Source organism: Kitasatospora sp. NPDC056800 (genome assembly GCF_042789775.1).
Taxonomy (GTDB): domain Bacteria; phylum Actinomycetota; class Actinomycetes; order Streptomycetales; family Streptomycetaceae; genus Kitasatospora.
Map to the genome: position 1 here is coordinate 1 of NZ_JBHUAL010000302.1, position 8,021 is coordinate 8,021.

General features: G+C 72.8%; 7 protein-coding genes. 1 reads left to right on the top strand and 6 read right to left on the bottom strand.

Annotated features, from left to right (window positions below):
- The 5 genes from ACFRQN_RS38640 to ACFRQN_RS38660 all read right to left on the bottom strand — a co-directional run.
- A partial coding sequence (locus tag ACFRQN_RS38640; protein ID WP_380745276.1) for a trehalase-like domain-containing protein occupies nt 1–689 on the bottom strand: 689 nt, incomplete at its 3' end.
- Nucleotides 690–741: 52 nt separating this feature from the next.
- Complete coding sequence (locus tag ACFRQN_RS38645; RefSeq protein WP_079272266.1) at nt 742–1,638, bottom strand: carbohydrate ABC transporter permease; 897 nt, start codon at nt 1,636–1,638, stop codon at nt 742–744.
- Nucleotides 1,625–2,731, bottom strand: a complete 1,107-nt coding sequence (locus ACFRQN_RS38650) for a carbohydrate ABC transporter permease (protein ID WP_380745278.1) — start codon at nt 2,729–2,731, stop codon at nt 1,625–1,627. The genes ACFRQN_RS38645 and ACFRQN_RS38650 overlap by 14 nt, the downstream gene beginning before the upstream one ends.
- Nucleotides 2,721–3,974 carry an extracellular solute-binding protein gene (locus ACFRQN_RS38655; protein WP_049650543.1) on the bottom strand — a complete coding sequence of 418 codons (1,254 nt, stop codon included), beginning with the start codon at nt 3,972–3,974 and terminating at the stop codon, nt 2,721–2,723. The genes ACFRQN_RS38650 and ACFRQN_RS38655 overlap by 11 nt, the downstream gene beginning before the upstream one ends.
- A gap of 57 nt (nt 3,975–4,031) precedes the next feature.
- Nucleotides 4,032–5,024: a LacI family DNA-binding transcriptional regulator gene (locus ACFRQN_RS38660; RefSeq protein ID WP_380745280.1), complete on the bottom strand. Its 993-nt coding sequence runs from the start codon at nt 5,022–5,024 to the stop codon at nt 4,032–4,034.
- Between the two features lie 218 nt (nt 5,025–5,242).
- Between ACFRQN_RS38660 and ACFRQN_RS38665 the strand changes: the two genes are divergently transcribed.
- Entirely contained in the window at nt 5,243–7,303 is a 2,061-nt protein-coding gene (locus tag ACFRQN_RS38665; RefSeq protein WP_380745282.1) for a glycogen debranching N-terminal domain-containing protein, read from the top strand.
- 101 nt (nt 7,304–7,404) lie between these two features.
- On the opposite strand, the gene ACFRQN_RS38670 is transcribed toward ACFRQN_RS38665, so the two are convergent.
- Nucleotides 7,405–7,974 carry a PH domain-containing protein gene (locus ACFRQN_RS38670; RefSeq protein ID WP_380745284.1) on the bottom strand — a complete coding sequence of 190 codons (570 nt, stop codon included), beginning with the start codon at nt 7,972–7,974 and terminating at the stop codon, nt 7,405–7,407.
- Nucleotides 7,975–8,021 lie beyond the last annotated feature (47 nt).

An 8,021-nucleotide genomic window follows, 5' to 3' on the forward strand; every position in this document is an offset into this window, starting at 1 on the left:
ACGGCTTCGCGGTAGGGGCCCTGGTAGGTGCACTGGTCGGCCCAGTCGTGCCAGAAGTCGGCGGTGGCGTCGAGCATGCCCTCGGCGTCCGGGGGCTTGGGTGCGTCGAGGTGGGAGGCCTGCCAGGTGAGGGCGAAGGCGATCCGCTCCCCGGCGGTGACGGTGAAGTCGGCGTAGGTGGTGAGGTCGCGGCCGTAGGTCTCGGCCTCGCCGTCCAGCCAGACGGAGTCGGGGCCGGCCACGGCCACCGTGCGCGACTGCCCGCCCTCCTCGACGCGGCGGACCCAGGGCACCACCCGGCCGTAGGAGAAGCGCATCCGCAGTGCGGAGCGCATCCGTACGGTGCCGGAGACGCCCTCGACGATCCGGATCAGCTGTGGGGCGGCGGTACCGCGCGGGGGCATGAAGTCCACCACCCGCACGGTGCCGCCGTCGGTGTCCCACTCCTGCTCCAGGATCAGCGAGTCGCCCCGGTAGCGGCGGCGGTCGGCGGGCACGGCCGGGGCGGCGGTGTCGCCGCCCGGGCCGAGCCGCCAGAAGCCGTGCTCGTCGGTCCCCAGCAGGCCGGCGAAGACCGCCGGGGAGTCGAAGCGGGGCAGGCAGAGCCAGTCGACGGAGCCGTCCCGGCCGACCAGGGCGGCGGTCTGCATGTCGCCGATCAGCGCGTAGTCCTCGATGCGGGCGGGCACGGGCGTTCTCCAGAGTGGTGCGGAAGGGATGGGAGAGGGGAAGAAGCGGGGGCTAGCCCTTGGACGAGCCCGAGTTGGCGTCGCGCACGAAGTGCCGCTGGAAGCAGAAGAACAGCAGCGCCACCGGGAGGGTGGAGACGAGCGCCGCCGCCAGCTTGAGCGGGTACTGGGTGCCGGAGCCGAGGCCGCCGGCGACGAAGTGGGCGAGTCCGGTGGTCAGGGTGTCGTGGTCGCTGGACTGGGTGGAGACCAGGAAGTGGGTGAACTCGTTCCAGGAGCCCTGGAAGGAGAGCACGGTGAGGGTGATCAGGGAGGGCCGGGACATCGGCAGCACGACCGACCAGAAGATCCGGAAGGTCCCGGCGCCGTCGATCCGCGCCGCCTCCTCGATCTCGCGCGGCACCGACTCGAAGAACTGCTTCATGATGAAGATCCCGGCGGCGTCGACCAGCAGGGGCAGGACCATCCCGCTGTAGGTGTCGAACATGCCGAAGCTCTTCAGCACCAGGAACTTGGGGATCAGCAGCACCACGCCCGGCACCGCCATCACGGCGAGCACGAAGCCGAAGAGCAGCCGCCGGCCGGGGAACCTGATCCGGGCCAGCGCGTAGCCCGCCATCGAGTCGAACAGCACCCGGCCGGCCGTGACCAGGACGGTCACCACCACGCTGTTGCCCAGCCAGCGCAGGAACGGGACGTTCTCCACGCCGTCCGCCAGCCCGAGCAGCCGCCGGTAGGAGGCGAGGGTGCCGCCGTCCGGGAGCAGCGACATCGGGTGGGCGGCCGCGTCCGGGTCGGTCTTGAAGCTGTTCACCAGTTGCAGCAGGAACGGCAGCAGGTAGATCAGCGCGAAGCCGGCCAGGGCCGCGTAGCCGAGGAGGCGCAGCGGTCGGGGGAAGCGGCCGAGGACCGGCCGGTCCTCGGCCCGCGGGGCGTCAGTGCGCGGCACGTCGGGCTCCCTTCCGCCCCGGCTTGCCGTCCCGTTCCCGCAGCACCCACCGCTGGACGGCGGTGAGCAGCAGGATCAGGCCGAGCAGGACGAACGCGATGGCGGCGCCCTGCCCGTAGTCGGCGTTGTCGAAGCCGGAGGAGTAGGACAGGTAGGCGGGGGTGAGGGTGGTGTTGCCGGGGGCGCCCTTGCCCATCACGTAGACCTGGTCGAAGACCTGCCAGGTGGAGATCAGGCCGAGGGTCAGGACGAGGAACAGGACGGGACGCAGCGCGGGCAGGGTGACGTGGCGCAGCAGTTGGCGGCGGTTGACGCCGTCCAGGGCGGCGGCCTCCTCCAGTTCGCGCGGGATGTCCTGGAGGGCGGCGAGGAAGATCAGCATGAAGGTGCCGGAGGTGGTCCAGACCGCCATCAGGATCAGGGTGGACATCGCGACCGAGGGCCCGGCGAACCACTCGGACCAGGAGAGTCCGAGCGGCCCGCCGGCGGTCGGCGCCGGCTGGTCGACGCCGAACCAGCCGAGGACCAGCCAGACCAGTCCGCGCGGGTCGGCGAACCAGTTCGGCCCCTGGACGCCGAGCCAGCCGAGCATCCGGTTGACGGCGCCGCTGCCCTGGAAGAGGAAGAGGAAGACCGTCGAGACGGCGATCGAGCTGGTGACGGACGGGAAGTAGAACACCGTGCGCAGGGCGCCCCGGCCGCGCAGCATCCGCTGGTTGACGGCGATGGCGAGGAAGAGCGCCAGCACCGTCTGGAGCGGCACGGTCAGCACCACGTAGTACAGGGTGTTGCGCAGCGAGGTGGCGAACAGGGTGCGGTCCAGGCCGTCCTGGGTGAACAGCCGCCGGTAGTTGTCCAGGCCGACGAAGTCCGCGCTGCCGCTGAAGGGGTTGGACTGGCCGTCCCAGTGCAGCAGGCTGACCCATAGGGCCATCGCGATGGGCAGGACCATGAAGAGCCCGAGGACGAGGACCATGGGGCCGGTGAACAGCCAGCCCCACGCTCCCTCGCGCAGGCCGTGCCCGGCCTTCGTCCCGGCGGTGCGGGCCGTACGGGCGGTGCGGTCGGTACGGGCGGCGCTCTTACTTGGCATTCTTGAGCGCCTGCTCGCCGTTGCGCTGGAGGCTGCCCAGGACGGCCGCCGGGTCACCGGTCTTCAGCGACTGGAGGTCGGTGTTGAACTGGGTGAGCACCTGGTTGAACCCGGCGATGGTGACCGGCGGCTGGGAGGTGGCGACGCCGTCGACCCAGGCCTTGGACTCCGGGTACTGCTGGGCGTAGGTGGCCAGCGCGCTGGTGCGCGAGGGCATCACGCCGAAGGCCTTGGAGAACTCCAGCTGCTGGTCGGCGCTGGTCAGGTGCTTGACCAGGTCGACGCCGGCGGCCTGGTGGGTGCTCTTGGCGGCGATGCCCCAGCAGTTGCTGAAGGCGAGGGTGCCGGGGCCGGCCGGGCCGGCGGGCAGCGGGAGCACCTTGTACGGGACGTTCGGGAAGTCCTTGGCCATCGCCCCCTTCAGCCAGTTGCCCTCGATGGTCATCGCGGCCTTGCCCTTGCCGAGCGCCTCGCCGCCCCAGCCGGCGTCCACCTCGGCGACGTACTTGGCGGAGCCGGCCTTCATCATGGACTGGAGGTACTCCAGCGCCTGCTTGTTGGCCGGGCTGTCGGCGGTCATCGTCTTCTGCTCGGGGTCGGTGATCCAGCCGCCGGCCTCCTTCAGCAGGGCGCCGACCCGCTGGTAGTCGGGGGCGGTGACGAGGCCGGTGACGCCGTCCTTGGTGAGCTTGGCGGCGTCGTCGGACAGCTGCTGCCAGGTGGTGGGGTAGTCGGCCTCGGTCAGGCCGGCCTGCTTCCAGAGGTCGGTGTTGATCGCCAGGCCCAGGGTGGAGCTGTCCTTGGGCAGGCAGGTGAGCTTGCCGTCGTTGCTGAAGGCCTTGCGCAGCTGCTCGGAGAAGTCCGCGGCGTCGGGTATCTGGTCGCCGTAGGCGTAGAGCGAGCCGCCCTTGGCGTAGTTCGCGAACTGGTCGGAGTTGACGTAGAAGAGGTCCGGCGGGGTGCCGCCGGCGAGGGCCTGGCCGAGCTGCTGGTTGATGTTGCTGGCGATCTGCACCGTGACGGTGTTGCCGGTCTGCTGTGCCCAGGCGGCGGTGGCCGCCTTGACCGCGGCGGTCTCGGCCTCGCCGGAGGTGGCGATCAGCACCGTCAGGTCCTGCTTGCCGCCGGAGGACTGCTTGGCCGTCGAGTCGCCGAAGCCGCCGGAGGAGGAGCAGCCGGTGACGGCGCCGAGGGCGACGGCCGCGCAGACGGCGGCCGCGGCGAGGGTGCGGGAGGTGGCCATGCGTGATCTCCTTGCGAGGGTGGGGGGATGGGTCGGAGACGGCTCGGGGGAGCGGTGTCACACGCTTTCGCGGAGCACCAGTTCCGGTTCCAGCAGGACGTGTTCGGTCGGCCGTTGCCGGTCGCCGAGCCGGTCGAGCAGGAGCCGCATGCACTCGCGGCCGACCGCGTCGAGCGGCTGGGCGAGGCTGGACAGCGAGGGGAAGAGCAGGGGGGCGATCGGCGAGTCGTCGAAGCCGATGACGGCCGCCTCCGGGCTGGGGGTGCGGCCGTCGTGCCGCAGCGCCTGGTACCAGCCGAGGGCCAGGGTGTCGCTGGCGGCCACGACCGCGGTCGCGCCGGCCGCGAGCAGCCGCTCGGCGGCCTCGGTGGCGCGCTCCGGGTCGTCCGGGCTCTCGGCCCGGCGGCCCCGGGTGGGCAGGCCGAGTTCGCGCATCGTGCTCTGCCAGCCGCGGGCGCGGTCGTCGCCGACGCCGGAGCCCTTGGGCCAGCCGAGGAAGCCGATCCTGCGGTGGCCGAGCCCGGCCAGGTGCCGGACGGCGGCCGAGGTCCCGGCGGCGCCGTCCACGTCGACCCAGTCGCCGACGTCCCGGCCGCTCCAGGTGCGGCCGAAGGCGACGTACGGGACGCCCTGTTCGTGCAGCCAGCCCTGGCGGCGGTCGCCGCGGTCGGTGCCGCTGAGCACGAAGCCGTCCGCGCCGTGCTCGTCCAGCAGCTGCCGGTAGCTGGTGAGCTCGTCGTCCCCGGGGGCGACGGCGAACAGCACCACCCGGTAGCCGGCCCGGTCGGCGGCCTCGGAGAGCGAGTGCAGGAACCGGTCCAGGACGGGGGTCGCGACGCCGGTGCTGCTGGAGCGGATGCCGTAGCCGATCAGCCTGCTGGCCCTGGTCTTCAGGGCCTGCGCGGCCCGGTGCGGCCGGTAGCCGAGCTCGTCGATGGCGCGCCGGACCCGCTCCAGCGTCTGCGGGCGCAGCAGCTCGGGCGAGTTGATCGCGTTGGAGACCGTCTGGCGGCCCACGCCGGCCCGGGCGGCGACCATTTCGAGGGTCACGGCGGACCCTGTCCTGGGCCGGGGCGATGAGTGTGCATGCATGACGGCGATCCTAGGTTCTGTCTCCATCGACATGAATGTTGGAGCGTTCCAATCCGGGGTTCCATCATCCCCACCAGGGGGGTTAATGTCTTGGAACGCTCCAACGGCAGAAAGGTTGCGCCCGGGTGGAAGCAACTGTCAAGCCCCCAGCAGAGGATGAAGAGACCATGTCAGCGATGGAAGCGATTGACCTGCAGCCGTTCCTGCACGACGCCCGGCTCTCCGTGGCCGCCCCGAGCTTCTGCGCCTCCCGCCCCGACGGCCGGTTCGCCGGGGGAGCGGACGGCTTCTTCCACGGGGACCGCCGGATCCTCTCCCGCCTGGAGGCCACCGTCCCCGGCGTCCCCAACGCACCCGTCGCCACCGCCGAGGGCCCGGACGGCAGCACCACCTTCGTCACCGTGCTGCGCGGCCTCGCCGAGCGGACCGCCGACCCCGCCACCACCCTGGAACGCCGCCGCGAACTCGCCCCCGGACGCCTCACCGAGCGCTACACCGTCCACAACGGCGGCGACCTCACCGCCCGGCTGCGCCTGGACCTGCGCGCCGAGAGCGACTTCGCCGCGATGGACACCGTCAAGGCCGGCCGCGCCGACACCCCGCTGACCCCCGGCGCCGACGGCGACGACGCACTGCGCTGGAGCCGGGGCCCGCTCACCGCCGTCCTCGCCCTCACCCCGGCCCCCGACCACCTCGACCCCGCCACCGGCACCGCCGGCTACGACATCGAACTCGCCCCCGGCCAGTCCTGGCACGCCGTCCTGGAGTGCACCGCCGAACACGCCGAGGGCGACCTCTTCCCCGCCCCGCCCGCCGACGCCTCCCCCTGGCGCGCCCCCGAGGTCACCGGCCGCGAACACGACCTCGGCCACTGGCTCGCCCGCTCCCACCAGGACCTGCGCGGCCTGCTGCTCACCGACCCGCTGAGCCCCGCCGACACCTTCCTCGGCGCCGGCGCGCCCTGGTTCCTCACCCTGTTCGGCCGCGACTCGCTCTGGGCGGCCCGGATGCTGCTCCCGCTCGGCACCGAGCTCGCCGCCGGCACCCTGCGCACCCTGGCCCGGCGCCAGGGCCGCGCCGTCGACCCGGCCACCGAGGAGCAGCCCGGCAAGATCCTGCACGAGGTCCGCCGCGCCGAGCAGTACCTCGACACCGGCGCCCACCTGCCGCCCTGCTACTTCGGCACCGCCGACGCCACCCCGCTCTGGCTCGTCCTGCTGCACGACGCCTGGCGCTGGGGCCTGCCCGCCGACCAGGTCGAGGACCTCCTCCCGCACGCCGAGGCCGCCCTCGACTGGCTGGAGCGGTACGCCGACGCGGACGGCGACGGCTTCCTGGAGTACGTGGACAGCACCGGCAGCGGCCTGTCCAACCAGGGCTGGAAGGACTCCTCCGACAGCATCCGCTTCCGCGACGGCCGGATCGCCGACGCCCCGATCGCGCTCAGCGAGGTCCAGGCCTACGCCCACGAGGCGGCGGTCAAGGCGGCCGACCTGCTGGAGGCCTTCGGCCGCCCCGGCGCCGAGCACTGGCGGCAGTGGGCCGAGCGGCTGCGGGAACGCTTCCGCGACAGCTTCTGGACCGAGGACGGAAACGGCCGCTACCCGGTGGTCGCCCTCGACGGCGACAAGCGCCGGGTCGACTCGATCGCCTCCAACATGGGCCACCTGCTCGGCACCGGCCTGCTCGACGCCGAGGAGAGCGCCCTGGTCGCCGCCCGGCTCACCGCCCCGGGCATGGACAGCGGCTACGGGCTGCGCACCCTGGACGCCGCCGCGGCCGGCTTCAACCCGCTCGGCTACCACACCGGTTCGGTCTGGCCGCACGACAGCGCAATCGCCGTCCACGGCCTCGCCAAGGCCGGACTGCACGAGGCCGCCGAGCCGCTGGCCGCCGGACTGGTGCGCGCCGCCGCGGGCTTCGACCACCGGCTGCCCGAACTCTTCGGCGGCCACCCGCGCGAGCACTACGCCCGTCCCGTCCCGTACCCGGCGTCCTGCCGCCCGCAGGCCTGGGCCGCCGCCTCCGCCGTGACGGTCCTCCAGTCGCTGCTCGGCCTGGAGGCCGACGCACCGGGCCGCCGGCTGACGGTCCGGGCGCGGGTGCCCGCCGGGTACGAGTCGCTGCGGATCGACGGGCTGACGGTGGCCGGACTGCCGATCGAGGTGACCACCGACCACACCGGCGCGCTCCGGCTGCGGGCACCCGAGGGCTTCACGGTCACCGTGGTCGACTGACCGGCGGCACCGCGGTGCGCCGACGGTGCTTCGGTCGCGCGGAACACAGGTCGGCTCCGGCTCCCACCCGGGAACCGGAGCCGAACCGGGAGTTCCGGTGGTTACCGCAGGACGTCGACGAGGATGACGGCGCCGAGGACGACGGAGGCCAGGAGCCCGACCTTCACCGGCGTCAGCCGGTCCCGCACCTGGGCGCCCGGCCGGACGCGCTCGCCCGGCTCGGTGCTGAGCTCCCACCAGTTGACGACCCGGCGGAAGTCCGTGTCGAAGTCGGCCGACGGGTAGAAGGTGCTGCTCTGGAGGGCCGGAAGCGAGCGGCGCCGGCCGTCGACGGTGTGGATCCGGGCCGCGCGCGTGCCCTCGCTCATGCCGAAGCCCTTGGTCTCCCGCACGTCGATCCAGGCGATCTGCTGCCAGGAGTAGGTGCGGCCACGGCCGAGCCCCCAGCAGAGGGTGATCCCGTCGGCGCCGACCCGGCTCCAGCACCGCATGGTGGCGAAGCGGCTCGGGACGGCGATCACCAGGGTCCCGGCGACGATCAGGAGCGTCGGGACGAGGCCGAGCCTCTCGTAGCCGATGACCAGTTGGGCCGCGAGGATGACCGCGAGCAGACCGAAATCGGACCAGGACGGGCGGAACTTGTCTTTCCCCCGGAAGATCAGTTCGTTCACAGGGCGCACCCTACGCCCCGGCCGCCGGGCCCCGACAGGGCGGGGCT

Bases quoted from the DNA above. Each gene is read 5' to 3' on its own strand.
- ACFRQN_RS38650 (WP_380745278.1), bottom strand. From the start codon at position 2,731: ATGCCAAGTAAGAGCGCCGCCCGTACCGACCGCACCGCCCGTACGGCC.
- ACFRQN_RS38655 (WP_049650543.1), bottom strand. From the start codon at position 3,974: ATGGCCACCTCCCGCACCCTCGCCGCGGCCGCCGTCTGCGCGGCCGTC.
- ACFRQN_RS38665 (WP_380745282.1), top strand. From the start codon at position 5,243: ATGGAAGCGATTGACCTGCAGCCGTTCCTGCACGACGCCCGGCTCTCC.